This window comes from Magnetospirillum sp., assembly GCA_027532905.1.
Classification (GTDB): domain Bacteria; phylum Pseudomonadota; class Alphaproteobacteria; order CACIAM-22H2; family CACIAM-22H2; genus Tagaea.
In genome coordinates, this window is the sequence record JAPZUA010000001.1 from 1,188,180 (window position 1) to 1,214,195 (window position 26,016).

26 protein-coding genes and 1 tRNA gene are annotated in these 26,016 nt (G+C 64.2%); 8 read left to right on the plus strand and 19 right to left on the minus strand.

Features of this window, described 5'->3' with window-relative positions:
* Positions 1–12: 12 nt before the first annotated feature.
* Positions 13–1,416 (minus strand): tyrosine-type recombinase/integrase, encoded by a 1,404-nt coding sequence (locus O9320_05750; protein MCZ8310335.1) that lies wholly within the window; start codon positions 1,414–1,416, stop codon positions 13–15.
* 541 nt (positions 1,417–1,957) lie between these two features.
* Positions 1,958–3,160 (minus strand): pentapeptide repeat-containing protein, encoded by a 1,203-nt coding sequence (locus O9320_05755; GenBank protein ID MCZ8310336.1) that lies wholly within the window; start codon positions 3,158–3,160, stop codon positions 1,958–1,960.
* Positions 3,161–3,602: 442 nt separating this feature from the next.
* Between O9320_05755 and O9320_05760 the strand changes: the two genes are divergently transcribed.
* Both O9320_05760 and O9320_05765 read left to right on the plus strand, forming a co-directional pair.
* Positions 3,603–3,896: a hypothetical protein gene (locus O9320_05760; protein MCZ8310337.1), complete on the plus strand. Its 294-nt coding sequence runs from the start codon at positions 3,603–3,605 to the stop codon at positions 3,894–3,896.
* A gap of 123 nt (positions 3,897–4,019) precedes the next feature.
* Positions 4,020–4,412 carry a PRC-barrel domain-containing protein gene (locus tag O9320_05765; GenBank protein ID MCZ8310338.1) on the plus strand — a complete coding sequence of 131 codons (393 nt, stop codon included), beginning with the start codon at positions 4,020–4,022 and terminating at the stop codon, positions 4,410–4,412.
* Here the strand turns inward: O9320_05765 and O9320_05770 are convergent.
* The 3 genes from O9320_05770 to O9320_05780 all read right to left on the minus strand — a co-directional run bounded on the left by O9320_05770 (position 4,409) and on the right by O9320_05780 (position 7,309).
* Positions 4,409–5,404 (minus strand): NAD-dependent epimerase/dehydratase family protein, encoded by a 996-nt coding sequence (locus O9320_05770; GenBank protein MCZ8310339.1) that lies wholly within the window; start codon positions 5,402–5,404, stop codon positions 4,409–4,411. The two genes, O9320_05765 and O9320_05770, sit on opposite strands and share 4 nt — an antisense overlap.
* Before the next feature lie 83 nt (positions 5,405–5,487).
* Positions 5,488–6,510: a flagellar motor switch protein FliG gene (gene fliG / locus O9320_05775; protein ID MCZ8310340.1), complete on the minus strand. Its 1,023-nt coding sequence runs from the start codon at positions 6,508–6,510 to the stop codon at positions 5,488–5,490.
* A gap of 127 nt (positions 6,511–6,637) precedes the next feature.
* The gene (locus O9320_05780) at positions 6,638–7,309 is read right to left on the minus strand and encodes a DUF6134 family protein (protein MCZ8310341.1); all 672 of its coding nucleotides are present in this window, start codon (positions 7,307–7,309) and stop codon (positions 6,638–6,640) included.
* Positions 7,310–7,444: 135 nt separating this feature from the next.
* On the opposite strand from O9320_05780, the gene O9320_05785 reads away from it, so the two are divergent.
* A complete protein-coding gene (locus O9320_05785) occupies positions 7,445–7,729 on the plus strand; it encodes a hypothetical protein (GenBank protein ID MCZ8310342.1) in 285 nt (94 codons plus the stop codon).
* 12 nt (positions 7,730–7,741) lie between these two features.
* Here O9320_05785 and O9320_05790 read toward each other — a convergent pair whose 3' ends face one another.
* Both O9320_05790 and O9320_05795 read right to left on the minus strand, forming a co-directional pair.
* Entirely contained in the window at positions 7,742–8,686 is a 945-nt protein-coding gene (locus O9320_05790) for a bifunctional riboflavin kinase/FAD synthetase (GenBank protein MCZ8310343.1), read from the minus strand.
* Positions 8,687–8,711: 25 nt separating this feature from the next.
* Positions 8,712–9,191: a MaoC family dehydratase gene (locus O9320_05795; GenBank protein MCZ8310344.1), complete on the minus strand. Its 480-nt coding sequence runs from the start codon at positions 9,189–9,191 to the stop codon at positions 8,712–8,714.
* Between the two features lie 130 nt (positions 9,192–9,321).
* Between O9320_05795 and O9320_05800 the strand changes: the two genes are divergently transcribed.
* Positions 9,322–10,035, plus strand: a complete 714-nt coding sequence (locus O9320_05800) for a Crp/Fnr family transcriptional regulator (GenBank protein ID MCZ8310345.1) — start codon at positions 9,322–9,324, stop codon at positions 10,033–10,035.
* Here the strand turns inward: O9320_05800 and O9320_05805 are convergent.
* Genes O9320_05805 through O9320_05820 form a run of 4 tightly spaced genes read right to left on the minus strand, consistent with a single transcriptional unit; the run spans position 10,022 to position 15,645 of the window.
* Positions 10,022–13,087 (minus strand): efflux RND transporter permease subunit, encoded by a 3,066-nt coding sequence (locus O9320_05805; GenBank protein ID MCZ8310346.1) that lies wholly within the window; start codon positions 13,085–13,087, stop codon positions 10,022–10,024. The genes O9320_05800 and O9320_05805 overlap by 14 nt on opposite strands.
* A gap of 6 nt (positions 13,088–13,093) precedes the next feature.
* Positions 13,094–14,272, minus strand: a complete 1,179-nt coding sequence (locus O9320_05810; GenBank protein ID MCZ8310347.1) for an efflux RND transporter periplasmic adaptor subunit — start codon at positions 14,270–14,272, stop codon at positions 13,094–13,096.
* On the minus strand, positions 14,269–14,994 hold the full coding sequence (locus tag O9320_05815) for a TetR/AcrR family transcriptional regulator (GenBank protein MCZ8310348.1): 726 nt from the start codon (positions 14,992–14,994) through the stop codon (positions 14,269–14,271). Before O9320_05815 ends, O9320_05810 begins: the two co-directional genes overlap by 4 nt.
* Positions 14,995–15,021: 27 nt before the next feature.
* Positions 15,022–15,645, minus strand: a complete 624-nt coding sequence (locus O9320_05820; protein ID MCZ8310349.1) for a helix-turn-helix domain containing protein — start codon at positions 15,643–15,645, stop codon at positions 15,022–15,024.
* A gap of 73 nt (positions 15,646–15,718) precedes the next feature.
* Between O9320_05820 and O9320_05825 the strand changes: the two genes are divergently transcribed.
* On the plus strand, positions 15,719–16,144 hold the full coding sequence (locus tag O9320_05825) for a VOC family protein (protein ID MCZ8310350.1): 426 nt from the start codon (positions 15,719–15,721) through the stop codon (positions 16,142–16,144).
* Between the two features lie 293 nt (positions 16,145–16,437).
* Here O9320_05825 and O9320_05830 read toward each other — a convergent pair whose 3' ends face one another.
* The 3 genes from O9320_05830 to O9320_05840 are packed head-to-tail and all read right to left on the minus strand — an operon-like array spanning position 16,438 to position 18,541.
* A complete protein-coding gene (locus O9320_05830) occupies positions 16,438–17,088 on the minus strand; it encodes a tetratricopeptide repeat protein (GenBank protein ID MCZ8310351.1) in 651 nt (216 codons plus the stop codon).
* Entirely contained in the window at positions 17,085–17,624 is a 540-nt protein-coding gene (locus O9320_05835) for a GNAT family N-acetyltransferase (protein ID MCZ8310352.1), read from the minus strand. The genes O9320_05830 and O9320_05835 overlap by 4 nt, the downstream gene beginning before the upstream one ends.
* Positions 17,621–18,541, minus strand: a complete 921-nt coding sequence (locus O9320_05840; protein MCZ8310353.1) for an N-formylglutamate amidohydrolase — start codon at positions 18,539–18,541, stop codon at positions 17,621–17,623. The genes O9320_05835 and O9320_05840 overlap by 4 nt, the downstream gene beginning before the upstream one ends.
* Positions 18,542–18,613: 72 nt before the next feature.
* Between O9320_05840 and O9320_05845 the strand changes: the two genes are divergently transcribed.
* Positions 18,614–18,688, plus strand: a tRNA-Val gene (locus O9320_05845).
* Between the two features lie 26 nt (positions 18,689–18,714).
* On the opposite strand, the gene O9320_05850 is transcribed toward O9320_05845, so the two are convergent.
* From O9320_05850 to O9320_05870, 5 genes are read right to left on the minus strand one after another with little or no spacing between them, the layout of a single operon-like run.
* Positions 18,715–19,503 (minus strand): ABC transporter ATP-binding protein, encoded by a 789-nt coding sequence (locus O9320_05850; GenBank protein ID MCZ8310354.1) that lies wholly within the window; start codon positions 19,501–19,503, stop codon positions 18,715–18,717.
* A 14-nt stretch (positions 19,504–19,517) separates the two neighbouring features.
* Entirely contained in the window at positions 19,518–20,330 is an 813-nt protein-coding gene (locus O9320_05855; protein ID MCZ8310355.1) for an ABC transporter permease, read from the minus strand.
* Complete coding sequence (locus tag O9320_05860) at positions 20,327–21,376, minus strand: aromatic ring-hydroxylating dioxygenase subunit alpha (GenBank protein ID MCZ8310356.1); 1,050 nt, start codon at positions 21,374–21,376, stop codon at positions 20,327–20,329. Before O9320_05860 ends, O9320_05855 begins: the two co-directional genes overlap by 4 nt.
* A gap of 15 nt (positions 21,377–21,391) precedes the next feature.
* On the minus strand, positions 21,392–22,429 hold the full coding sequence (locus tag O9320_05865; GenBank protein ID MCZ8310357.1) for an aromatic ring-hydroxylating dioxygenase subunit alpha: 1,038 nt from the start codon (positions 22,427–22,429) through the stop codon (positions 21,392–21,394).
* 23 nt (positions 22,430–22,452) lie between these two features.
* Complete coding sequence (locus O9320_05870) at positions 22,453–23,436, minus strand: ABC transporter substrate-binding protein (GenBank protein ID MCZ8310358.1); 984 nt, start codon at positions 23,434–23,436, stop codon at positions 22,453–22,455.
* 184 nt (positions 23,437–23,620) lie between these two features.
* Between O9320_05870 and O9320_05875 the strand changes: the two genes are divergently transcribed.
* On the plus strand, positions 23,621–25,090 hold the full coding sequence (locus O9320_05875) for an FAD-binding oxidoreductase (protein ID MCZ8310359.1): 1,470 nt from the start codon (positions 23,621–23,623) through the stop codon (positions 25,088–25,090).
* A gap of 10 nt (positions 25,091–25,100) precedes the next feature.
* Positions 25,101–25,982: a hypothetical protein gene (locus O9320_05880; protein MCZ8310360.1), complete on the plus strand. Its 882-nt coding sequence runs from the start codon at positions 25,101–25,103 to the stop codon at positions 25,980–25,982.
* The last annotated feature ends 34 nt before the right edge of the window (positions 25,983–26,016 follow it).

The window sequence follows — 26,016 nt, forward strand, 5'->3', positions numbered from 1 at the left end:
AGTGCCTTGCTTTCAAGCCGAACTCGGTCGCCTTGTTGCGATATCGATGACCTTGGCCGAAGAGCTTGACGCCGTTACCTCAGCATTAGGTAATGCTGCCCGACCTAAGGCTCTCGAAATGCGGGTTGAATTTGCTTCGACGGACGCACGTAGCGGGTCGTCCGGCAAATGGGCGTATTTCTTAGTCGTCCGTATATCGGCATGGCCGAGCATGCGCGCGACTTTGACTAGAGTGTCGCCAGCACCGGTGGCGTTAGTGGCAAACGAGTGACGTAAGTCGTGCAGCCGAACATGCGGTATTCCCGCCTTCGCGCGCAGCCGTTCCCAGACATGTGCGAGGCCGACAAAGTGTTTTCCCGCTTGATGGCCCACAAACACGAAAGGGTTATCGTTGAACCGCGGCTGTGCATCGATGATCGCCGCGACCTCCCGCGAAATCGGAATCGTTTTTTTGCCCGTTTTTGAGTCTGGGAGAAGCAGCACCCCTCGTTCGAGATCGACCCAATCCCAACGCAAGGCCAAGATCTCCATTTTCCGTGCACCAGTCATTGCAAGCACCAAGATCGCACATAGAGCGACGGGATTTTCACCTCGGCGCGGCGGCAGGGGACGTTGGTCCTTTTTTGCAGCGGTGCATTCAGCCTCCCAGTCGAGCCAATCGCGCTCAGCCTGATGGAGTGCTTTACCAAGTTGGTCCGTTTCATTCGATTTTAGGTAAGTCGTTATTTCGTTCGATTTGAAAAGCGTCACGCCCTTGGCGGGGTTCGACTTCATGTACTTTTGGGAGATCGCCCACGCGAAAATCGCAGCGAGGAGCGCCGTAGATCGCGCAGCGATCCCCTTGCCGCCGCGCACGTTTGCAACACCGCGTGGCCGGGTTTTTTCGCGCTTCTTGGACTTGCCGGCGGCAACGTCGTCCTGGAATCGTTTGACATCGACTTGTTCGACCCGAGTTACGATACGAGCACCTAGCAAGGGCTTTATATGGCGCTCAATATTGGACCTGTCCGTCTCCAAAGTGCGCGGCTTCTTTGGGCGGCCCTTCCCGGGAATCAATCGGGTTTCGCAATCTTTGACATACAAGTCGCAAAGCGCGGCGACTGTAAGCTCATCGGCTCCGATTTTGGTATCCCGGGACGGATCCTCACCCATGCGCGCGCGATGAAGCATATCGCTGGCGCGCGCACGCGCCGTGTCCGGCGTCCAAGGTGAGCCGTGCCGCCCGATCGTGGCCATGCGCTGCTGCGCGCTTCGGCCGCTACCCACCCGATATTTCACAAAATAGGCTGCACCTGCTGAGGTCCTGCGCACACCGAAGCCCTTCAGCGTGTCGTCCCAAAGTGTCGCATCGATAGCGAGTGCATCGACGGATTTCTTGGTGATCTTGCCATGTCTCTTTTCGATCTTGTCCTGCATGTCTCGACTTGCCCAATGATGCCGACGGCGCCGCAATGGGCCATCCCATTCTACCACCATTCTACCACCGAACTGGAAAACAGGGGTATCTCGGAATATCGTGTATTGATTGTTTTCAAAAGCTTGGCATCTCCCGGCACCTCCCGGAAACATAGTATTTTTCAATGGCATTGCGGAGGTCAGCGGTTCGATCCCGCTTGGCTCCACCAAATAAAACAAGGGCTTAGCTGGAAACGGCTAGGCCCTTTATCTTTTTTAGCTAGCACCCAGCTAGCACCAGATGGCCAAACAGCAGCTTTAGACTTCGACCAAACCCTTTCTGGCGTCGGTTCCGATTGCGTCGTTCTTCAGCTATTCAGCTAGCCATCCGGATTTCTGAAGCAGATATCCAACGACATTGAGGACAAGCTCGCTTTCTCACTGGTCTGAGCCCGTAAACTCATCCATTCGAATGTCGATTCTGCTTCGTATTTGAGCCTGTCTGGGTGGTTGTGGCAACGGGGCGAGGACGCTTGCCGCAACAACGATCGCGCCCGCAGCACTACGGGCGTTGACGGCGGACGGTGTCGCCCCATTGGCCGACGGTGCTCGCCGCTTTGGCATCGATCTTTATGCCGATCACGGTGGCGCTCGAGAGATCGACCCCTGTCAGATCGGCTTGCGTAAAGTCGGTGCCGAGCATTTCGGCACCGAGAACTTTTGTGGCCTGCGCTTTGCCGATGACCTTGCCGCCATCGTCGATGAGCTCGGCGGCGGAAAGCCTTGCGCCCGCCATGATTGTGCCGGCAATTGTCGCATACGATAGATTTGCGCCGGCGAGATCGACTTCGGAGAAATCGGCGCCATCGAGGCGCGCTTTGACGAACGATGCCGATCTCAAGTTCGCGCCGCGCAGAAGAGCACCGGAGATATCCGCCTCTTCAAAACGCGCGCCGCGCAGATCGAGCCATTGAAGTTTCGCACCGGCGAGTTTCATCCTATCGAACACAGCGCGCTCGCCTTTTTTTCCCGCCGTCTCGAGCCATTGGGCGTGCTGCGTTGCGATCCACTGCACCTCGGATGTCGTGAGAGCCGAGGATTGTGCGAAGATCCGGTTCCACTCGTCCTGTACGATTCCGTCGAATTTCGCGCCGGCGGTATTGGCGCCGGCAATCCGCGCGCCGCGAAGGTCGCAGCCGCTCAGCGACGCGCCGCAAAGACGCGCGCCGTTGAGATAGGCGCCGCGAAGATTGGCGCCGTCGAGCTTCGCTCCCGAAAGGTCGGCGCCTGCAAGATTGGTATTCTCGAATTCCGCTTCGCTCAGATCCGCATCGCGCAGCGAGCATCCGGCAAGACGGGCTCCGCTGGCTTTACCGCGAACAAAGCGGACGTTGTCGAGATTTGCGCCCAGCAGCGCTGTGGGGGTGTCTTGGGTTCCGGTAAAATTCACCTCGCGCAAATCGCAGTGCATTAAGCAAACCTGGTGCATCTGCGCGCCGCGAAGATCGGCGCTGCGCAAACTGCTTCCGGAAAGATCGGCATCGATCAGAACGACTGCGCGCATATCGGCAAGCGAGAAGTCGCAGGAAAGAAACGCAGCGCTGATGAACGACGTCCGTTGAAACAGACCGCCGGAAAGATTGAGATCGCTGACTTCAAATCCGTCGAGTTGCGCGCCAGTTACGTCGAGCCGCATGCCGTTGTCGCGCCCGAACAAGTAGCCGCCATGCCGTTTGACGAGGTCGGAAAATTCGGTTTTTTCCACTGACTTTATCTACCTGTTCGCATTTCGCGTTTCGCGTTTTGCAATCCCGAGAAGATCACCAAATCGCTTGCAACTGGAGACTGACAGAATGAATGTAGAAGAAATGTGGGGATCGACAAGACATCGAAACGGTTTGTAATAAAAAATTATCCAAAAGAACAACAACTAGGGCGCGCTATTCGCAGCTCCCCAGCTGACTCGGCAGGATCTGCGCCAAGCGAGGGACGAGGCGATGGCTTGTCCGGCGCCAGCGCAATCGGAGCATCTCGAGACGGCTATGAATTGGGATTTCTGTATTTCTGATTCTGTGGTTTACGTGATTGCCTGCCGGCCTGCGGCTGGAAAGTTCAATTTTTTCAATATCCTAAATTCCGATAACATTGACTCAAGATTGCTTCTTCGCTAAAATTTCTCCAATTCCCGCTGCAAAAGGGGGAACGCCATGGGCGAAAAAACCGTTATTCTGCGCCTCGTTGTGATCACGCTCGTGTTCGTGTGCGCGATGGGAGCGCTCGGCTACGTCGTCACGCGCTATCCCGAATTGCTCACGAGCGACAGCCTTGCCGTCGTCGACGGCGTTGCCATCAGCGTGCCCGATGCGCGCAGCACGGGTGTGGCCCAGACCTATCGCTGCCGCATGAGCAAAGACTACGTGCTCGAACCCAACTCGAACCGCGTTGCCACCACACTGCAGACCACGAGCTGCGGCTTCGAAGATACGGCGACTCCCAACTGAGGCGGACCGAATTGAACTGGGGCCGTGGGTAGTTTCCGAGGCTCGCGGCCGCGGTACCGGCGGCTAGAATTCCGGGAGGTCCACCTTGCGCGCCAACCTTTCCGGCGCCTGAAAGGAAGTCCCATGAACCGCCTCGCCGAATTGCTCGCCATCGCCGCCGTCGCGATGGCCGCCGCAAACGCGGTGCCTGCCCATGCGCAGGGCGCCAAACAGACCGTCGGCTTGGCCCAGATCAACCCGGCCACGCTTGCCAGCGGCTATCGCAGTTCGAAGGTCGTCGGCAGTGCGGTCTACAACGAAGCGAACGAGCAGATCGGCAGCATCGACGACCTCATCGTCACGACCAACGACAGCGTGCCCTACGCGATCCTGTCGGTCGGCGGATTCCTCGGCATCGACAAACACTACGTGGTCGTCGCGATGAGCGCTCTCGACGTCGACGGTGCGCGCATGGTTCTGCGCGGCGGCACGAAGGAATCGCTGAAAGCGCTGCCGGGTTACAGCTACACGAACTAGCGGCACTCGCGCGCAAGGCCGGCCGCCTTGTTCGCGCGATACCACGCGACGGTGCGGCGAATGCCTTCCGACAGGCCGATCTTCGGCACAAAGCCCAGGATCGCCTGCGCACGCGCCGTGTCGGCCACTTTGCGCGCTTCGCCGGCGGGCTTGGATGCGTCCCAAAACACGCCTCCGTCCCTGCCAGCGACATGGCGCAGGATCGTCTCGACGACCTCGGAAATCGCGTAACCGTGCCCGCTGCCGAGATTGATGGGCCCAGCACCGAGGCCCTTTTCGTAGGCCGCGAGCAGCCCGTCGATCGCGTCCTCGACATAGAGGAAATCGCGCACGGCCGTGCCGTCGCCCCATACACGGAGCGGCACTTCGCCCGCGACCGCGCGCGCGATCAAGGCCGGCACCACGAGTGCGGTTGCGGGATCGAAATCGTCGAACGGCCCGAACGTATTGACCGGCCGCACCACCGCGATGTTGGCAAGGCCGTACTGCACGCCATAAGCCTCGATCAACTTCTCGGCCATGCGCTTGGACCACGCGACATACTGGTTGGCCGGATGCGGTGCTGCCGACCACGCCAGGTCTTCGACATAGCGGTCGAGCGGCGGATAGACCGAGACCGTGCTGACATAGACGATGCGCGCAACGCCAGCCCGGCGTGCGGCTTCGAGCGCGTTGAAGCAGATCAGCGTGTTGTCGGCCAGCATCGTTGCGGCTTGCGCGATCTGAATGCCGACCGATCCGCGCTTGCCAGCAAGATGGAACAGCCCGTCCGCGCCCGCGGCAGCTTCGTTCGCAAAGGCCGGGTTTTTGAGATCGCCCACGCGCAGCTCGACCCCGTCCGGCAGCGTCACCGCCGGCGGTCGGGAGGCAACCGCACGCACGCGCGCCCCGCGTGCAAGCAGGTGCGGCACAAGGGCGCGCCCGTAGAGCCCGCTTGCCCCGGTCACCAGGATCGTCTTGCCGTCGTAAAGTTCGCTGTCCACGCGCGTCATATTGCGGCACTTTGCCGGGCCGTGCCACTACGACGCGCGCGCCACGGCGCTCGACGACGGCGGAGGCGCCCGGGGTCGAACGCTCAATAGATCAGATCGTCCTCGCTGCCGGCCCCGCCCTTCGAGAGAACGATTTCGTCCTTCGCGGCGAGTTCTTTGGCAACGGCGACCATCGCGGTCTGCGCTTCGGCCACGTCCTTGCCGCGCACGGGACCGAGCGCTTCGATTTCCTCTTTGAGCATCTTGCCGGCACGCTCGGACATGTTCGAGAAAAAGAGGTCGCGCACCTGTTCGTTGGCACCCTTCATGGCGATGGCGAGTTTCGATTTGTCGACCGCGCGCAGCAGCGTCTGCACGCCGCCGGGATCGAGACGGCCCAGATCCTCGAACTTGAACATGAGCGCTTTGATCTTGTCGGCACTGTCGCGGTTGCGCTCTTCGAGCGCTGTCGTAAAGCGCGCTTCGGTCTGGCGCTCGAGCGAGTTGAAGATTTCGGCCATCAGCTCGTGCGTGTCTTTGCGGCTCGTCTTGGCGAGGTTCGACATGAACTCGTTGCGCAGCACGCGTTCGACGTCGTCGAGCACTTCCTTCTGCACCGTCTCCATGCGCAGCATGCGCATGATGACTTCCATCGCGAACGCTTCGGGCAAAGTGCCCAGCACGCGCGCGGCGTGGTCCGAGCGGATCTTGGCCAGCACCACGGCCACGGTTTGCGGATATTCATTCTTGAGATAGTTCGCGAGGACCGCTTCGTTGACGTTGCCGAGCTTGTCCCACATCGTGCGGCCGGCAGGGCCACGGATGTCGTCCATGATCCCGGCCATGCGATTCTTGTCGAGAATCTTGCCGAGCAGCCGTTCGGTCGAATCGAACGAGCCGACGAGCGAGCCGGTCGCCGAAATCTGGTCGGCGAACTCGACGATCAGGCGCTCGATGATCGAAGAATTGACCGTGCCAAGACCGGACATCGACTGCGAGATCTCCTTGATCTCGTCGTCGGTCATCAGCGCAAAGAGTTTGGTCGCGACGTTTTCGCCGAGCGACAGCAGCAGGATCGAGGCTTTGTCTTGGCCTGTGAGGGTGCGATAGTCGTCGCGGACACGCATGGCACCGCTCCCGTCGCTCGCCCGCTGCCGATACGCGAAACACATCGCGCACACGAGACAGGCGACTCGGAGAGTAGCACAGTACGACCGCACAACCTAATTTAGGCTCGGCCAATGGCGGCCCGGCCTATTGCTGGCGGATATAGTCGAAATCGAAGCCGCGATAGTGGAAGGCGAGACCGACCAGCCGGTCCTCGCGGTCGTACCACGCGTCCAAATTGAGCCAGGGCTGTTTCTGGCGTTCGCCCTTGCGGATTTCGTAGCCGCGCATGGCATAGCGCCGCGCTTCCACCGGCTTGCCGGCCACTTGGCGGGTTTCAGCCCCGCGCAACTCGACCGCAAGATCGGCAAGCGATCCCCATTGCACGTCGAACCCGCGCGGGGCGCGCATCACCGCGACGTTCCAGTAGCTGAGCGGCTTGATGCCGACCGGCACGGCATGCGTTTCCTGATGGCCGTCGAGGCGCAGCACGCCGTCTTTTGCGACCCCGCGCAGGCGGAAGGGCGTGCCGTTGTCGTCGATGTCGCTTTCGATGCCGACCAACACGCCGTCGCGCCAAATCTCGCGCGTGCGCTGCACGTAGCGATAGACGGTCACGAAGGCCAGGCGCAGCTGCAATTTCGAATCGGTTTCGACGACCAACGCGCCGTCGCGCTCGGCAAAGGTGATGCGATGCGTGCCGACTTCCGAGCCCGATTTGCGCACCGAAAAGACCATCGCCCCGTCGGGCGGCACGCCCGGCATGGCCGCCGCCGTCGAAGCGCTCGCGATCGCGGCCGCAAACAACAGCGCCGACACGCCTGAAATTGCACGAATCATGGCATTGAATGTGGGGAGCTTGCTGCACCTGCACAAGCGAAATCCCCGTGAAAGTTCCCGCCGGTGTTGCCGAAAACGCCTTTTCACCTTATATGATGGGCAAGGAATCCGGCCATGAACGGCGAAACTAGCGTTCTCACAAAGCTGCTCGGCGTGACCGCCATTTTCGTGGCGGTGATGGGCGTGCTTGGTTATTTGGCCACGCTGTTTCCGGGTTTTGCCGACGGTGCGACGCGGCTTACCAGCAATTTCTCGGCGGTCGAGCGCCCCGTGACAATCACCGAGCCGCAAACCTTTCGCTGCCGCATCACCAAAGAATTCGAGCTCGAAAAGACCGGCAGCCAAGTACGCACCACGCACCAGCTGACCGCCTGCGGCAACGAAAACACCAGCAAATAGCGCCGAAACGGCTCAGGCCAGAATTTGGCGGGCGGCGGCGGCGTCGATCGCGATCTGGTCTTTGAGGGCGGCAAAATCGGCGAATTTTCGCTCAGGCCGCAAAAACGCTTCGAAGCCGACGCGCAGACGGCGCCCGTAGAGATCGCCGGCAAAATCGAACAGATGCGCTTCCAGTTGCGGTGCCAAGCCGCCGCCAAGCGTGGGGCGAACGCCGAGATTGGCGACTCCGGCGACACTCTGGCCAGGGATGGCGCCTTCGACGCGCACGGCATATACGCCGAAGGCTGGCGGCACATGAGTGCCGAGGCCCAAATTGGCGGTCGGGAAACCGATCGTGCGGCCGCGCTTGGCGCCTGCGCGCACATGCCCGTCGATCGCGTAGGGCCGGCCGAGCAGACGGGCGGCACGCTGCGGATCGCCTGCGGCAAGGGCCGCGCGCACAGCAGTCGAAGAATAGATGGCTTTGTCGTCGGCCGTGGCGGCCGCCACGATATGCGCAACGCGCCCGGCTTGCGCCATGCGCGAAACCAGCGTGGCCGCCGTCCCGCTGCGGCCGCGCCCGAACGCAAAATCCCAGCCCGCCACGATCGCCGCCAGATCGAGCCGACCCAGCAGGATCTCGTCGACGAACGCATCGGCCGAATGGGCGGCGAGGGCCGCGTTGAAACGTAGCGCAAACACGTGGGCGACACCGCATTCGGCCAGCAACTCGAGCTTGCGCCGCACGCTAGCAAGCCGAAAGGGCGGAGCGTCGGGCTGGAAAAAGCGGCGCGGATGCGGCTCGAACGTAACGACCGATAGGGCCGCACCCTGCCGGGCCGCAGCATCGGCGGCCGCGGCGATCACCGCCCGGTGGCCCAAATGCACGCCGTCGAAATTGCCGATCGCGGCGACCGTGCCGCGCGCGGCGGCCGGCAGGCGCTCGAGATCGCGATGGAAGCGCAAAGCGGAATTCATGAGGGGCGTCGCGCGCCGGGCGGCGCTATTCGCCAACCTCGGCAGCCACGCGAGCGGCGCTTGCCGCGACCGGGCGGGTCGCGACCAGCACCACCGCCTCGCCTTCGAGCACGATCTTGTCGTCGACCGAGATCGTCGTCGTCAGCGTGCAGCGGCGCTTTTCGGGCAGCAGTTCCTTGACCGTGGCGCGCGCCACGACCGTGTCGCCCGCGCGCACCGGCGCTTTGAAGCGCAGCGTCTGGCTCAGATAGATCGCCCCCGGCCCCGGCAGCTTGGTGCCGAGCACGGTCGACACGAAACTCGCGGTCAACATGCCGTGCGCGATGCGCCCCGAAAACGGCGTTGCGGCCGCGAACACCTCGTTGATATGCACGGGGTTGTTGTCCCCGGTGAGGCCCGCAAACAGCACGATGTCGGTTTCGGTCACGGTTTTGGCGAAGATCGCCGTTTGGCCGACCGCGAGGTCCTCGAAATAGAGGCCGTGCAATTCTTCGAATTGGTTCATCCCCAAATCCCCCTCGCGCGCCCTGCGATCGATCGCATCCAGCGCCTGTTGCGCTGCAACATGCCCCTTGCCCGACTATAGACGAGGTGCTGCAAGCCGGGCAACGTATGTTGCAAAAGGAGGCCTGCCTATGCCGCCGACATCGAAAATTACAGCTCCGCCAGCGGCCCGCAGCTTGGCCGGCGTGGCGCTCTTCGCGGACGTGCCGGAGCCCGCCCGCAAGCAGATCGAAAAAGCCTGCCGCTGGCGCACCTACGATTCCGACCAGACGATCATCGCGCGCGACGATGCCTCCAACGACGTGTATTTCGTGGTGGCGGGCCTGGCGCGCGTCGTCCTTTATTCTGCGACCGGGCGCGAGGTCAGTTTCGACGAGATCGGCCCGGGTGCGTGCGTGGGCGAACTTGCCGCGATCGACGGCGGCAACCGCTCGGCCGGCGTCGTGGCTTTGGCGCCGAGCCTCGTGGCGATCCTGCCGCGCGCGGCGTTTCTGGCAACTTTGGCAGCCGAGCCCAAAACCGCTTTAGCCTTGCTCTACCGCTTGGCTGCCGCCTTGCGCCAAGCCACCGGCCGCATTTTCGAGCTTTCGACGCTGGGGGCGCACAACCGGGTCTATGCCGAGTTGCTGCGCCTTGCCCGCCCCGCCGCTGGCGAGCGCATCGTCATCCGCCCGATCCCGGCCCACGGCGACATTGCCGCACGCGTCTCGGCCACGCGCGAGACGGTGGCGCGCGCCCTCTCCGATCTCGCCAAAAAAGGCATCGTCGCGCGCGAGAAACAGGAGCTCGTCGTGCGCGATCCCAAACGCCTCAAGACGATGGTCAGCACCTTCAGCGAGGCGTGACTTGTGCCGCTTCCTCCGGCGCGCGTAGCCGCGCGAACACGCGCGACACGTCGTCCATCACCAGGAAAAACGCCGGCACGAAAATCAGCGACAGGCCCGTCGACACGATGAGGCCGCCGATCACAGCGACCGCCATCGGCGAACGGAACTCGCCGCCGTCGCCGACCCCGTAGGCCGACGGAAGCATGCCCGCCGCCATCGCCAGCGTCGTCATCACGATGGGCCGCGCGCGTTTGGCACCCGCATCGACGATCGCCGTCACGCGGTCCACGCCGCGCGCGATCTCTTCGACCGCGAAATCGACGAGCATGATCGCGTTTTTGGTCACGATGCCCATCAGCATCAGAATGCCGATCACGACCGGCATCGACATCGGTTTTTGCGTGAGCAACAGCGCGATCGCGACACCGCCGAACGACAGCGGCAACGAAAACAGAATGGTGACCGGCTGCAGGAACGAGCCGAACAGCAGCACCAGCACGCCGAACACCATCAGGATGCCGGCCCCCATGGCGAGTGCGAAGCCTTCGAACACTTCGCCCATGATCTCGGCATCGCCCGTCGTGCGGATTTCCACGCCCGGCGGCAGGCTGCGCGCGGTCGGCAGGTCCAGGATCGCCTCGATGGCGCCGCCCAGCGCGTCGGTGCCGAGCAGATCGGCCTCGACCGCAATGCGCCGACGCCGGTCGTAGCGGTCGATCGCGGTCGGGCTCTGGCCGAATTCGATGTCGGCCACGGCCGCAAGCGGCACAGGCCCGCTGCGCGCGGTGGGCACTTTGAGCGTCTCCAGCGTTTCGCGCTCGCTGCGCGCGATCTGTTCGAGCTGCACGCGGATCGGCACCTGGCGCGTGCCGACGTCGAACTTGGCGAGATTGGCGCCGATGTCGCCGATCGTGGCCACGCGCAGCGTCTCGGCGATCGTGTCGGTCGAAACGCCGAGCTCGGCCGCACGCTCGGGCTTCGGCCGCACGCGGATTTCGGCACGGTCCAACGCGGCCGTCGAAATCACGCCTTGCAGCATCGGCAAGGTTCGCATTTCGGCGGCCAAGCGCGACGACACATCGGCCGTAAGGACCGGGTCGTCGCCCGCTACCAGCAGCGACAGGCCGCGCTGGCCGTTGTCGGCCAGACGCCAGAAGCGGATGTCCGGCACGTCGGCAAGCTCGCGCAAGATCTCGGCCTCGAGCGCCTTCTGTTTTTTGGCGCGCTGGCTCTTGTGCACGAAGGCGATCGTGAGCGTGGCGCGGCGCACTTCGCGCCCGCCATTGGGCGTGCGGCCCCCGTCCACGAACACGCTCAGCACTTCGGGCCGCGCGCGCAGGCGCTCGGCGATCGCACTCGTCTTGGCTTCGGTGTCGGCCAACCGAGCACCGGGCGGCAGTTCGACCACAAGCAGGCTGCGCGCGGCATCCTCGCCGGGCAGGAAGCCCGAGGGCAGCGCTTGGGTGGACATGACCGAGCCCGCGAAGATCGCGAGCCCGAGCCCGACGGTCGCAAAACGATGGCGCGCCGACCAGCCGATGGCGCGCAGATAAAGCGCCATCACGCGCCCCGGCGGGCCTTCGCGGTGTGCCACGGGCCGCATGAAATAGGCCGCCATCATCGGCGTGATGAGGCGGGCGACCAGCAGCGAGAAAAACACCGCCGCCGCGACCGTGAGGCCGAATTGCTTGAAATACTGGCCGACAATGCCGCCCATGAAGCTCACGGGCGCAAACACCGCGATGATCGTGAGCGTGATTGCGACGACGGCAAGGCCGATCTCGTCGGCGGCTTCGAGGGCAGCCTGCCACGGCGATTTGCCCATCTGCATGTGGCGCACGATATTTTCGATTTCGACGATTGCGTCGTCGACGAGAATGCCGGTCACCAGCGTAATCGCGAGCAGCGACACGAGATTGAGCGAGAACCCCATGAGGTCCATCGCGAAGAAGGTCGGTATGATGGCAAGCGGCAGCGCGCAGGCCGTGATCAAGGTTGCGCGCCAATTGCGCAAAAACACGAGCACCACCACGACGGCCAAGAGCGCGCCCTCGACAAGACTCGCCATCGCCGAATGGTAGTTGCCGAGCGTGTAGGCAACGTAGGTGTCGATCTGCTGGATCGCCACCTGCGGATAGCGCGCCTGCAACGCCGCGATGCGCGCCTGCACAAGCGTGGCCAAGGTCGCGTCGCTGGCCCCTTTCGAGCGGCTCACCGCGAAGGCGACCACGGGCTCGCCGTTGATGCGCGCGAATGTGCGCCGCTCGGCCGCCCCGTCGGTCACGCTGCCGAGCTCGTCGAGCCGCACCTTGCGCCCGCCCGACAGCGAAATCGCGGTCTCGGCGAGTTCGTCGAGCGTATCCGTGCCCGCCAGCGTGCGGATCGATTGTTCGCGCCCCGCGATCTCGCCGCGCCCGCCGGCGAGGTCCACATGCGTGGCACGGAGCTGGCGATTGACCTCGGCGGCCGTCACGCCGAACGCAGCCAGACGGTCGGGATCGAGTGTCACGCGAATTTCGCGCTCCACGCCACCTACGCGCTCGATCTTGGACACGCCGCGTATCCCTTGCAGATCGCGCGCGATCACGTCGTCCACGAACCACGACAATTCTTCGACCGACATTTGCGGGGCGCGCGCGGCAAAGGTCACGATCGGCAGGCCCGCAATATCCACGCGCTGCGTGATCGGCTCGTCGATGGTGCGCGGCAGATCCGAGCGGATGCGCGCGATCGCGTCTTTGACGTCGTTGAGCGCACGGTCGGCCGAGACCTCGAGGCGGAACTCGATCGTCGAAGTGCTGACGCCCTCGCTGATGCTCGAGGTGATGTGCTTGACGCCGAGCAGGCCCGCGACCGCGTCTTCGACCTTCTTGGTGACTTGCGTTTCGAGCTCGGTGGGGGCGGCCCCGGCTTGCGTGACCGTCACCGACACGAAGGGGGCGTCGATGTTCGGGAAACGCGTGATCGGCAGCTTGGCGAAGCCGTAGAGCCCCAGCACCGTCAGCACGAGAAACAGCACGATCGACGGCAGCGGCTTTTTGATGGCCCAGGCCGAAACGGGGAATGCCATGCTGCGTTACTCCGTCGCCGTCTGGGTGCGCACGCGGTCGCCGTCGCGCAGGAACGGGGCTGCGCGCGCCACCACCAAATCGCCGGCGCCAAGGCCGCTCTGGATTTCGGCCCAGCCGTCGGCGATGAGGCCGAGGACCACTTTGCGCACGACGATCTTGCCGTCCACGACGATCTGCAACGTCGCCTGGCCCTCGCCATAGACGACCGAACCTGCAGGCACGGCCAACACGGTCTTGCGCGCAAGCTCGACCGTGCCGCGCGCAAACGTGCCGATGCGCAAACCCGCTTCCGCCGCCTGCGGTGCTGCGGCGAGTGCAATGCGCAGCTTGCCCAGGCGCGTGGTGCGGTCGACCTCGGCGGGCACAAGCCGCACCTTGCCCGGCACGTCGGTGCCGTTGGCGGCATGGATCGTCGCTTCCATGCCTTCGCGCATGCCGGCCAGGCGCGTTTCGAGCAATTCGGCTTCAAGCTCGATTTCGCTGTCGGCGAGAATGCGGAACAAAGGCTCGGTGCCGCCGGTCATCTGGCCGATGCGCGCCGAGCGGCGCGACACGAGCCCGCCGCGCGGCGCTTTGACCTCGCTGCGCTCGGCGCGCACGGAAAGCTCGCGGCGCTGCGCTTCGATCTGGGCACGCTCAGCATTGGCGAAGGTAAGCCCGTCGCGGGCGCCCGCAAGCCGCCCTTCGGCCGCGCGGAACGCCGACAGGCGCTGTTCGACGGTGGCTTCCGTCGCGTTGCCGTTGGCGCGCAACGCGCGCGCGCGCTCGAGGGCGGGCAGCGCTTCGTTGTAGGCGGCCTCGGCCTGCACGATCTGCGCGCGCGCCTGCGAGATCGCGGCCGTGGCGCGCTGCAGCTGTGCCGCATTCTGGGCAAGTTGCGCATCGAGCAGATCGCGCGACAGGCGTGCAAGCACCTGGCCTTGCACGACGATGCTGCCCTCGTCGGCGAGCACGTCGACGATGCGCACGCCGTCGTTTTCGGCGAACACCATCACGTCTTCGCGGGGCACGAGCGTGCCGGTCACGCGCTGCCGGTCCACGAGTTCGCGCGAGGCTGCCGCAACAACCGTGACGGTCGGTGCGGGTGCCGCCGGCGGATTGGCGGCGTTTGCGACGAATGGCTCAAAAGCGACAGGCAGCGCCGCAACGAGAGCGAAAGCGAACAGAAAGGCGGTACGCGTCATTTGCGGGCAACTCCGATGCGGGACGGCAGCTTACGCGCGCGGCGCTGCTTTGGATCAGGACGTTTGGTTTCGGAGCGTGTCGGCTCGGAACGTTTTGTTGCGTGCCGTTTCGCCGTGTTGCGCTTGGTTCCGGCGGGCAGCAGGTCGGCGCGCAGCAAGCGCATCGTGTGCGCGATGTCGGGCCGCGGATCGTAGCCGGGCACGCGGCTCAATTGCACGACGAGGCCGTCGAACAAGGCGATCAGGAACATGGCGATGCGCCGAGGCTCGCAATCGACGCGCAAGCTGCCGGCCGCAATGCCCTCGCGCACGATGTCTTCGAGCGTGACGCGGATGAAGGCATGCACGCGCAAACCAAGGGCTGCGACGGCCGCATTGCGCGAGCCCTCTGCCGTGGTCTCAGCCCACAAAGCGTAGTCGGCGCGCTGGCGACCGCACAGATGCTGCACCATCAAAGCCTCGAGCGAGGCCAGAATGTCGGCACTGCGGCGCACATGGGCGAAGCCTGCGGCGGCATCGTCCATGTCGCGCGCGCAGAGCCCTGCGATCAACGCGTCCTTGGACGGAAAATAGCGGTAGAGATTGCCCGCACTCATGCCGGCAGCGGCACAGATCTGCTGCATCGAGGCGCTGTGGAAACCGTGGCGCACGAAACATTCCTTGGCCGCATCCAGGATGCGCGTGCGCCGGTCGGCGCGGTCGTGGTCGGCGAGTTTGGGCATGATGGCGCCTATAAAATGAATGTTCGTTCACTTTGTCAAGCGACGCGTTTTTCCCGGCGTTACGGTGCCGGACGCCAGCCCCTGGAGTATCGCTTCGAGTGCGGTCAGCGCATGGGCGGCCTTCATGCCGTCGGCGACATCCATTGCGGCGCGTTCGAACATCGCCGAAAGCACGCTCGCCAGCGCTTCGATCGGCAAGGGCGGCAAGGCGCCCGCCGCCATTGCCGCGGCAAGCCCGTTTTTGAGGCTGCGGTCGCCATGCTGCGCTTCGATGCGTCGCATCGCCGGGCGTCCGAGCACGGCAGGTCCTTCGACGAGCAGCAGCCTCACGCGCCCTTCTTCACGCATCGCCTGCACATAGGCCGCCGCACCGGCAAGCAACGACGCCATCGGCGAGTACGCCGGGCCGTCGGCCGTTTCGATGGCGTCGGCAACCGCCGCGGATTCGGCTTCGACGACCGCGCGGAAGAGCGCTTGCTTATCGGGGAAATGGTGGTACAGCGCGCCGCGCGTCGCCTTGGCGGCATCGACGATTGCGGGCGTGCCGGCGGCGGCATAACCCTGGTCGACGAACAGCCGCCGGGCGGCGGAGACCAGCCGCGCGCGCATCTCGGCGCTGCGCTCGGGATTGCTGCGGCGCGACGATTTCATTTGCGTACATCCTGCCTGTTTGTTACATTCAAAAACATACAGAAAGTATGTTTTTGAATGGAGAAAGGAAAGCATGAAGGTTACGAGCTATTACCCGGTGCTGATGGTTGCGGACGTCGCGGCGACGACGGCGTTTTACATCCGGCACTTCGGGTTCAGGGCGCTGTTCGAGGCGAATTGGTACGTGCATCTGCAACTCCGCGACGATCCGAACGTCAATCTCGCGATTCTCGACGGCACACATGCGACCATCCCGGAAGCGGCACGCGGCCGCGCTGCGGGCATTCTGCTCAACTTTGAAGTGGCGGACGTCGATGCCGTCCACGCCCGCGCGATCGCCGACGGACTCCCGGTCCTGACGCCGCTGCGCGACGAGGCGTTTGGGCAACGCCACTTCATCACGCAGGATCCCAACGGGGTTCTGATCGACGTCGTCACGCCGATCCCGCCGAGCGCCGAATTCGCCGCGCAGTACGCTGCCGGTGCGCTGTCGCGCTGATCGGTCGGCGTCGCTTGCGCACGATGCGCGCGCCGCACGTTCCGCCGACTGGATCGGCGGAACAAGAGCGAATCGCCTTCACCAACCTTGCCAAAACGCAAGGAATATGCTTCTATATGGCATCCGCCGTAGGCTTCACGGCGGGGCGCTGTTTCTCATTGTGAAGAACGTGTTTTCCTTATCCTGCGGGGTTATTCGGCGATGTAACACGAATTGGCGCCGTGGCGACATCCCTGCAAAATCAAAGGAATATATAGGCGACCGTCGCGCTTCGTCGCGTTTGGCAACCTATTTCAGGCCAGCGAATCCAGCTGCTGGCGGGCGGCTTCGTAGTTGGGATCGATCGCAAGTGCGCGGTCGAACGCCGCACGCGCTTCGTCGAGGCGCCCCAAGCCCAACAAGGCGGCGCCGCGCCCGAAATGGCCGCGTTTGTCTTTAGGCGCGGCTTCAGCGAGCATGTCGAGCATCGCCAGCGCCTGGGCGAAATCGCCGTAGCGCATATAGGCGATCGAAAGATTGATCACGATGTCGGGCTGGCCCGGCATCAAAGCGCGCGCCTGCGACAGGAGGCCGATCGCCTCGAGATACGCCCCCTGGCTCATTCGCACGAGGCCGAGATTGTTGGCCGCCAAGCCGTTGCCGGGCTCGAGATCGAGGGCACGCTTGAAACACGCGGCGGCCTCGTCGTTGCGCTCTTCGGCCCGGTAGACCGCCCCCAAATTGGCGTGCGCGTCGGCGAAATCCGGGGCAAGTGCGATCGCTTGTTTAAGGCGCGCGATCGCGGCCGGTCGCTTGCCGAGCGCATGCAGCGCCAAGCCGCCGAGATTGAGCGCGTCGAGATCGTCGGGGTTGGATGCAAGCAGCTGCGCGTAGATCGCTTCGGCCTCGGCGATCTTGCCTTTGGCGTGCAGCTCAAGGGCCGCCCCCAGCGTGGCTTCGGTCATGCTCTCTCCTCAGGCGCCGATTCGGCGCCGCGCCCCAAAGCGCGCTGCATCATCACGCTATCGACCCAGCGTCCATGTTTGTAGCCGATCGCCTCGAACACGCCAACCATGCGAAAACCAAGCGCTTTGTGCAGGCCGATCGAGCCCGAATTGGCGCTGTCGCCGATCACCGCGACCATCTGGCGCGCGCCCCACGCCTCGGCGCGGCCAAGCAGCTCGACCAGCAAGCCGCGCCCGATGCCGCCGCCGACCGCATCGGGGGCCACGTAGATCGAGTCCTCGAGCGAATAGCGATAGGCCGCACGCGGCCGGAAGGGCCCGGCATAGGCGTAGCCAACGATTTTGTCGGCGCGCGTGGCCACGATGTAGGGAAGCCCTTTGGCAAGCAGGCTCGCGCGCCGCTCGGCCATCGTTTCGAGCCCGGGCGGGATTTCCTCGAAGCTGCCGAGGCCGTGCGTGACGTGATGGGCGTAGATGGCCTGGATGGCGGCGATGTCGGCGTCGACCGAATCGCGGATCGAAAGCGGCTCGGTCATGCGGACCTCGGCACCAAGGTTCTGGAAAGATCGGCGAGCTTGTGGACGAGCACGCCCAGATCGGCCGCAAGCTTGGCGAAGCCCGGCGCTTTGGCGATCGCGAGTTCGTCCATGTAGAGGCCGCGATTGATCTCGATCTGCAGCGCATGGCGTGCCGCCGACGGCGTGCCGTAATGGCGCGTGATGAAGCCGCCGGCATAAGGATCGTTGCGCCCCACCGCATAGCCCATATCGCGCAGACAGCTTTCGGCCGTGGCGATCACGGCGGGCGCGCAGGCCGCCCCGAAACAATCGCCGAGCACGAAATCCAAGCGGCGGCGGCCGGGGTCGCGGTCCATCGGCCCGCCGACCGACGGCATCGAATGGCAATCGACGAGCAGGCACGCACCGAACTGGGCTTGGGTGCGGGCGAGCAGCGCTTCGAGGGCCGCATGGTAGGGCATGTAGAGCGCTTCGATGCGCCGGCGCGTTTCGGCGAAATCGAGCTTGCCGCGATAGATCTCGGCCCCGTTCGCGACCACGCGCGCCACCGTGCCGAGCCCTCCTGCCACGCGCGGCGACTGGCGGTTCACGAAAGCCGGCAGCGGGCCCTCGAACATCGCCGGGTCGAGCTCCCACGGCTCGCGGTTGGGATCGACGTAGGCGCGCGGGAACAAAGCTCTGACGAGGGCCGCCCCGTTCGCGGCTGCGGCGGCGGCGAAAAGTTCGTCGACGAACGCGTCTTCCGAGCGGCGCAGCACGGTCGGGTCGAGGCGCGAAGAAGCCAAGAAAGCGGCCGAATAATGGGCGCCGGAATGCGGCGAGGAGAAGACGAGCGGGGCTGCCGGCGCCGTCGCCGGCACGATTTCGAACGGCGGATCGGGCTCGTAAATCGGGGTCGGCGGACGCTCCGACGAGGTGGGCGAGAAGGCGGGCATCGGGATGGGGTCGTTTCGAAGGCTTGCCAAAAAATCGAGGATCGGTATATTCCGCGCCTTCCCGGTCCGGATGGGCGCTTAGCTCAGCGGGAGAGCACTACCTTGACATGGTAGGGGTCACAGGTTCAATCCCTGTAGCGCCCACCATCCGGACCCGAAGAGGCCTCTTGGGCCTAGACCGTCGGATTCGCATCCATCGCGCGGTCGAGCATTTCCGACACATTGCGGCACAGATCGTTGTAGGGCTGCGACGTGCGGAAGCTCGTCCCCCGCGGATATGGGGCGGGGACGGCGAGTTCGCCCACCACGCGGCCCGGCCTTGCCGCCATCACCACGATGCGCGTCGAGAGATAGACGCTTTCGTAGACGCTGTGGGTGACGAACACGACCGTCCAGCGCTGCTTCTCCCACAAGGCCAGCAGGTCGTTGTTGAGCTTGAAGCGCGTGATTTCGTCCAACGCCGCGAACGGCTCGTCCATCAGCAGCACTTTAGGCCGCAGCACGAGGGCGCGCGCGATCGACACGCGCATCTTCATCCCGCCCGACAATTCGCGTGGGTAAGATTTGGCGAATCGGTCGAGCCCGACCATGGCGAGCGCTTCGTGCACGCGGTCCGGCACGTCGCTTTTGGGCCGGTCCTTGAGCGTGAAGGGCAAGGCCACGTTGTCGAAGACCGTGGCCCACGGCATCAAGGTCGGCTCCTGGAATACGAAGCCGATTTCGCGCATCGGCCGGCCGGCCGCATCGTAGCTCGAGGACGGCCAGTCGATCATTCCTTCGCTGGGCTCGCCGAGGCCAGCGATCATGCGCAAGGCCGTCGACTTGCCGCAGCCCGAGGGACCAAGCAGCGAAATGAACTCGCCGCTGCGCACGTCGAGATCGAGGCCGCGAATGGCTTCCGTACCGTTCGAGAAGACCTTGCGAATGCCGGCAAGGCGCACGAGGGGTTTGGGTTCGGACATGGGCTGGGCCGCGCTCAATTCTCGCGCCGCACCTGGCTCTCGTGCCAGCGATGCAGGAGCGCCCATTGCAGCCACATGGTGAGATAAAACAGCACGATGCCGAACACCGACAGCATCAGAAGGGCCGCAAACATGCGCGGGATATTGAGCATGTTGCCGCTCTCGACGATGCGCCAGGCAAGGCCGGTGGCCGTACCCGATCCCGCCACGAACTCGGCCACGACCGCACCGATCAGCGCCAAGCCGCCCGACACGCGCACGCCGCCCAGAATGTAGGGCAAGGCCGACGGGAACTGCAGATAGCGGAAGCGCTTCCAGCGCGAAGCGCCGTAGAGCTCGAACAGATTCTTGAGCCCGTGGTCGGCCGAGGAGAGGCCGATCGTGGTATTGGAGAGGATCGGAAAAAACGCCACGAGCCAGGCGAGGATCAGCAAGGCGAGCCACAGTTTTTCGAAGCCGACCCAGATGATTACCAAGGGTGCGATCGCAACGACAGGGGTCACCTGCAGCATCACGGCGTAGGGCCACAGCGTGCGCTCGAGCGTGCGGTTGAGCGTGAACAGCACGCCGAGGCTAATGCCCGTTGCCACGGCCGACAGAAACGCACCCAAAGTCACCTTGGTGGTGAACCACAACGACTGCATCAGCGAGGGCCCATCGTTGATCAAGGCGGCCGCGATCAGGCTCGGCGCCGGCAGCACGAATTTGGGCACGTTCCATGCCGCCACGGCCCATTCCCACGCGGCGAGGAACACAAGGCCCGCCCCTGCCGGCAACGCGTAGCGCGAATGGCGGGCCCAGAGGCCGTCGGTGCTGCTCGAACTCATTCGGCGGCGATCGGAGCAGGGGACGGGGTCGCGCGCGTTTCCTGCTCGCCATGCGCTTCGAGGAGTTCGCGCAGCTTGCGGCGCATGGCAAGGCCCGGCCGATCCGACGGCATGTGGAATTCCTCGCCATCGACCACGGCCAGAGGCACGTCGTAGCTGCAGCCTTCGAGGATGCGGCGGTCTTCCTCGATGATCTTGCGGTCAAAGGCGATGACCTGCTCGGTCGAGGCCATCTCTTCGGTGTCGTTGCGGAAGCAAAACTGCACCAGCATCGTGCGGTCGTCGGTCATCGGCGTGGCGGCCGTCACGATCGTGTGGCGCAGGCCGTTCGGGTAGGTGATGCCAAGGCGCCGCACGAACGGCATGTACCAGGTGTTGGTGCGCCGGCGCGTGGTGGTCCCTTCGGCTACTTTGAGCGTATCGGCCGCATCGGACCCGCGCACCGAAACTTCGCTTTCGACGAAATAGTCGAAGCCCCAGGGGCCCTCGACGACGGTCGGCATCACGGGCGGCAGCGGGCGTGAGGTGTCGCCGAAGGTGCTGCGATGCACGAAGGCCGGGTGCGCCACATCGAACGAGTTTTCCATGAGCCGCAATGCGCCGATCGCCCATTCTTCGTAGAACTGGTCGATGCGCCGGAAGCCGGCTTCCTCGGCTTCGGGGATCTGCGGCAACGCGCACAAAGGCTCGCCCAGCGCCACCCACACATGCCCGTAACGCTCGACGGCCTTGTAGCCGTCGACCGCGATGCGGCCGGTGTTCTCGGGGTTCTCGCGCTGTGGAATGCGCACGCATTTGCCCGTGCCGTCGAAGGTCCAGCCATGGTAGCCGCACACGATATTGCCGCCTTCGAGATAGCCCAGCGACAGCTTGGCCGTGCGATGGCAGCAGCGGTCGGCGATGGCGGCAAGGCCACCGTCGGGCTTGCGCCACACGACGATGGCTTCGCCCAGCAGCGTGAAAGGCTGCGGGCCGGCATCGAGCCGCCCCGTCGGCATGACCGGATACCAGAAGCGGCGCAGAACCGGCTGTTGCGTGGGCAGCATCAGATTGCGCCTTTCCTACTCGGCCGCCTGGGCCGGACGGCGATGGCGAGTCACTTCGGTTTCGCCGTGGCGGGCGAGAAGCTCGCGCAGCATGCGCCGCATGCGCAAGCCCGGCATGTCGCTCGGCATGTGCGTTTCGAAGCGCTCGTCGAGCGGCACGTCCGGATCGCACGATTCAAGGATAACCTTGTCCTCGAGTGTGACGAGCCGGTCGAACGCCACGATGTCGGCAGCGGGCGCCTGCTCTTCGGTGTCCGAGCGATAGCACCATTGCACAAGCATCGTCGTGTCGTCGGTCATCGGCGTGGCGGCCGTGATGATCGTGTGGCGCAGGCCATTGGGATAGGTGATGCCCAAACGCCGCACGAACGGCATGAACCACGTGTTCTTGAGTTTTCGAACGGTGTCGCCTTCGCCGGCACTCAAGACCTTGGTCGCGAGATCGCCGCGGATTTTGACCGGGATCTCGGCGCGGAGGTGAAAACCGTAATCGTATTCTTCGAGTTCGTTCTTGGCCGGGATCGGCTCGGAGGCTTCGCCGAACGTCTTGCGGTGCGTGAAGGCCACATGCGCGTTGTCGAAGGAATTTTCCATGAGGCGCAACGCGCCGATTTTCCACGGCTCGAAGAACTGGTCGATCTTGCGCAAACCCGGCTCGTCGGCTTCCGGAATATGAGGAAGATCGGCCAACGGTTCGCCCAGCGCCACCCACACATGGCCGTATCGTTCGACCGCGCGATAGCCCGATACGCCCATCTTGCCGGTCGCTTCGGGGTTCTCGCGCTGCGGAATGCGCACGCATTTGCCCGACGCGTCGAATGTCCAGCCATGGTAGCCGCAGACGACGTTGCCGCCCTCGAGATAGCCCAGCGAAAGCTTGGCCGAGCGATGGCAGCAGCGGTCTTCGATGCAGGCGATCGAACCGTCTTCCTTGCGCCACAGCACGATTGGCGTGCCCAGCAGCGTGAAACCGTAGGGCGCGTCGCCGAGCTTGCCCACAGGCATGATCGGATACCAGAAACGGCGCAGAACCGGCTGTTGCGTGACCAGCATGGATCGCTCCTCCTCTTAAAATCTCAAAGGCCGCGGCGCTTGTTGATGAAGTCGAGCGTGAAAGCCGAACGCCAGTCGAAATCCGGCTTGTAGAGACCTTCGTCGCGCATCATCTCGAAATGGCCGCGAAAGCGCGCCTCGGTCATTGTCCCGATGCCCAGACGCTTGGTGTCTTCGGTTTCGACGATACCGTAGCTCTTCATTTTGTCGATAGCATAAGCGATCAAAGCGTCGGTGTTGTCCGGATTGTCGCGCTTGATCAGCACCGACGCGGGGGCGGGATCGCGGAAGAAATCGATCCAGCCGTCGGTCGTCGCGTCGACGAAGCACTGGATCGCGCGCGGCTTCTCGCGAATCGTTTTGGTCGGGAAGATCGGCATCGACGAATAGCTGAGATAGCCCAGATCCGACAGCATGAACACGACGGGCTCGACATTGGCTTCCGTGCGCACCTTGAACGGTTCGCTCGAAATGAAGCCTTGCTGGATCGCCATTTTGTCGACGAGCCAGGGGCCCATCTGGAAATTGTAGGCGCGGATCTGCGCGTCGGTGAAGCCGTAGCGCGCGCGCAGGAACGGCCAGAAAGTGGTGCGCGAGCTCTGCCCGATCATGATCGGGCGGCCTTTCATGTCTTCGAGCTTTTCGATGCCGTTGCCCGGATGCGTCATCAGGATCTGCGGCGTCTTCTGGAACGAGGCCATCACGGCCTGGGCCGGAAAGCCCGCCTCGTTGAGGCGGAACGGATCGTCGGTGAACGAGCCCATCATGCCGTCCACCGCCCCGCCTGCGAGCAGCGCCTTGGCGTCAGTGCCGGGCCCACCCATGCGGATCGTCACGTCGAGGCCGCACGCGCGGTACATGCCCTTGGCCACGGCTTGGTAGTAGCCGCCATGCTCGGCCTGCGCGCGCCAGCTGCTGAGGAACGTTATCTTTTCCTGGGCTTGCGCGATTTGCGGAGCGAAAAGGGCGGCCACAAGAGCAAGGCCAGTTGCCAACCGAGCGATCATCGAAGGGCTCCCACCGAAAACGAGCGCAAGCGCCCGACGCGCCTGCCTGATCCCACAAATGCAGCAAGCATTGTGCCAGCGAGCGGACAATCGCGGATCGCGCTTGGCGCCGTTGTTGCATCGTTTCGAGCAGGACAGGGCCGTGCTGCGCCCAAAATTTCAGCATTCGTTCGGAAGGCGCGAAATGGCCGAATCCATCGCGAAGCACGATGCCGAGAATGCCGCCCGTTTGGCGCGCTTTCGCCACGCGCTGGGCGCGATTGCCTACGACGACGCGCATCAGACGCTGAAAGCGATGAGCCGCGATTGGTCGGCCGTGAGCCCGCTCCTGCGCAAGTCGCTTCGCGGCCGCGTGGCCGACGCGATCGTGGCCCCAAAAACGCGCGAAGAGATCGTCGCGATCATCAAAGCTGCCGTCGCGTTCGGCATCAAGCTCATCGCGCGCGGCGGCGGGACCGCCAATTACGGCCAAAGCGTGCCGCTCGACGGCGGCGTGCTCGTCGATTTCCGAAACTATGCGGGCATCGTTGGCGTCACGCCCACGCATGTGCGCGCGCGCGCCGGCACCAACATGGAAGCGCTCGATGCCGAACTACGCCCGCATGGGCTCGAGCTGCGCATCCACCCTTCCACGCGCCATGCCTCGACCCTGGCGGGCTTCATCGCCGGCGGCTCGGGCGGAATCGGCAGCATCCGCTACGGGCTTTTGCGCGACCGCGGCAATATCGCAGCGATCGAATTGCTGAGCATCGAGGCCGAACCGCAAACGGTCGAGCTGCGCGGCAAGGCAACGGGCCTTGCCCACCACGCCTACGGCACCAACGGCCTCATCACCGAAATCGAACTGCCGCTCGCACCGGCCTGGGAATGGCGCGAAACGGTATTCGCTTTTTCGGATTTTGGTGCGGCACTTGCCTGCGCCGTGCGCGCAGGCTCGGAAGACGCATTGCTGCTCAAAGTGCTGTCCTTGCAGGAAACGCCGATCGCGCAGTTGATGCCGGCCATGTCCGGCATCGTGCCCGAGGGCCATACGATGCTGTCCGCGATGGTGGCCAAGCAGCATCGCGACGAACTTGTCGAACTCGTAGAAGAGTTCGGCGGCCGCCTCGTGAACGAGGCGGGCGAAGGCCAAGGGCCTTACGGCGAGCCGCTCTACAAATTCTGCTACGGCCACAGCCTTGCACAGGTGCAGAAACGCGAACCCAAATTCACGAGCGTGCAGACGCTGTTCGCCGGGGCCGCCCTCAAACGCCAGATCGGCGATCTGCATCCGCTCTTTGCGGGCCGCCTTCCCTTCCGGCTCGAGTTTCAGAAATCGCAAGGCCGCCTTGTCGCGGTAGGCTCGCCGCTGTTCGTGTACGAAAACGAAGCCCAGATGAGCGCCATCGTGGCGCAGATCCAAGCAGGCGGCGGCCAGGTCGCGAACTCGCACACCACCTCGGTGCGCGCGGTCGGCATGAAAGTCGTGTCCGACGCCGACATCGCGTTCGTGCGCCGCATGGATCCGCACGGGCTGCTCAATCCCGGCAAGATCGATCTTGCGGCCCACGAAACCGATGCGCTGAAGACCGGGCTCGCCACATCGGGCTGGCATGTCGAAGAACGCAGATTGGATTCAGCCCCGGCGCGTGCATCGGACAGCCGAACGGCCTAGGCTTGGGCCCATGGAACGACTCGAATTCGGCAATCGGCATTTGCGCGCAGAAGCGCTGCCGGAACTGGGCGGGCGCCTCGCGCGCCTGCAATATCGCGCGGGCGACGGTGCGCACGACGTGCTGGTGCCGATCGGCGCCGACCCGGCGCTGCCGCCAAGCTGGCCCAAGGGTGGGGCCTATCCGCTGATCCCCTATTCAAACCGCATCGCGGATGCGCAAGTGCTGCACGCGGGCAAAACCCATGCGCTCGCCCCGCATCCGGATGCCAAGCCGCACACGCTGCACGGCCACACGCAATTGCGGCCCTGGGGCGTTGCCGCACGCAGCGAATCCGGTCTCACGCTCGCGATCGAGCATGCCGGCGACGCGCAATGGCCGTGGGCTTTTGCGGCTACCCAGCGCTTCTGGATCGATGAGGCAACGCTTCATGTCGCCATCGAGTTTCGCAACCAAGCGGCCGGCGACGCGCCCGTCGGCATGGGATGGCATCCGTATTTCGCGATTTCCGGTGATCCGGCGGTCGTTATGAACGCCAAAACCGAATGGCTGCAGGACGACGTCAATCTGCCGACCGGCGAAACGACAGCCGCACCGCAAGGCGGGCTCACGCTCGATCGTTCAGGCGGGACGCGTTATCTGGGCGGCTGGGACGGCACAGCCAAATTCGAAACCGGGCTTGGCCTCGGCCTCACGCTGCGCGCAGACCGAATTTTCGGGCAGATGGTTGTCCATCGGCCACGCAATATCGATTATTTGTGCCTCGAACCCGTTTCGCACGTCGCAAACGGCTTCAATCTCGCGGCCAAGGGTTGGCGCGAAACGGGGACGATCAGTCTGAAGCCTGGAGAATCGGTTGCCGGTCAACTCGCCCTCACGGTGGAGAGCAAGTAACCATTGAGGGCAGCTGAATCGAAACCAGCGCTGC